The sequence below is a fragment of the Pseudomonas sp. Eth.TT006 genome, assembly GCF_054456575.1.
On record NZ_JBTJEN010000039.1, the window covers coordinates 1 to 1,325 of the forward strand.

The 1,325-nt window shown below is 52.7% G+C and carries 1 protein-coding gene; it reads right to left on the reverse strand.

Annotation, left to right across the window (positions count from 1 at the left end; all coding sequences use genetic code 11):
* Window positions 1-56: 56 nt before the first annotated feature.
* Window positions 57-1,235 (reverse strand): integrase core domain-containing protein, encoded by a 1,179-nt coding sequence (locus ACXR0M_RS27215; protein ID WP_458834688.1) that lies wholly within the window; start codon window positions 1,233-1,235, stop codon window positions 57-59.
* Between the last annotated feature and the right edge of the window lie 90 nt (window positions 1,236-1,325).

A 1,325-nucleotide genomic window follows, 5' to 3' on the forward strand; every position in this document is an offset into this window, starting at 1 on the left:
TGAAGGGATCAACCACATAGGTAACACAAGAGTTCAGGCACATAGGTAACACCCGATCACTTATTTTTGATTGTCTTGAGCGTCAGATAACCATCTTTAGCGTCTCGTTCATCAACACGGCCCAGTAGAACAGGCCCAAAGATGATGTCCCAAACACCCTCGCTGATGCTCGCCAATCCGACCATCTGATGCTTCAGAACATAGCCGACATAGATTCTGAGTCGTCCCTTGTTCACCACTCCGTTTGAGTCCGTTCGGTACGCCTCAACATGGCTTGGATATCTCATCTCCGGTAGCTTGCTCGGAAAGGCCCGTGAGGAACTTGTATAGCAAGAACCCGGCGTTTTCTGCCCCAAAGCCTCATGAAGACGCTCATGATTATAGTGCTGCATGAACAGGTCAAAGTGCTTCTGCTGGGCTCCCCACTCGATTTCCGGCGGCCTTGGCAATGTACTTTTGAGCGTGCGGTGCATGCGTTCATGCCGTCCGTTTTGCTCGGGTCGCCCAGGCTGAATCCGCTCATGAATGATGCCCAGGTGAGCCCACCAGATAGACAACTGCGACAGCCCTGCACGCCCACCGCTGGCAAAAGGAACACCGTTGTCAGTACGGATCCGCTCGGGCATTCCGTACATCTTGAATAGCCGCTCAAAGGTAGCCTTGGCATCTTTGAACGTCGTGCTCGGCATGCTTTCACAAGCCAATAGAAAGCGACTGGCGTGATCCATCACCGTCAATGGGTAACACCAGACACCATCTCCTGTCAGGTACTGGCCTTTGTAATCGGCACTCCAGAGCTGATTGGGAAGCTCGGCTTTCTGAAGCGGCTTAGGATAGAGGGCGACACGTTGGCGCAAGCGTCGAGGCTCAATGAGCCCCGCCTTTTTAAGCACGTTATAGATCGTAGTTTTGGACGGTGGTGGTTGATCTGGAAACCGTCCACTCAGGGCTGTCTGAATCTTTTTCGGGCCCGGTATGGTTTGTCCCTGGCGGCGTAGCTCAAGAATGGCCTCTTTGACCGCAAACGGCACAGCCTGAGCTTGAGAGTGCCGTTTGCGACTGCACTCAGCCAAGCCATTTATGCTGTCCGCGTTGTAGCGGGCCACCCACTTGTATCCAGTCTTGCGACTGATGCTGTGAGCTGCACAGAGTTGGCTGAAATTGAGACGACCAGACAGGTAGTCAGCAATGAACATCACTTTCAGATCCATAGGTTTCAGCTCTCGCCACGGCATGGTCAGATCCTCGGAATCGACCAGTGCCAGTTAAAAACTGTTACCTATGTGCTTGAACTGTTTTGTTACCTATGTGGGTGAGTCATACCG

Excerpts from the sequence above, each read along its gene's own strand:
- ACXR0M_RS27215 (WP_458834688.1), bottom strand. The coding sequence starts at position 1,235 with ATGCCGTGGCGAGAGCTGAAACCTATGGATCTGAAAGTGATGTTCATT.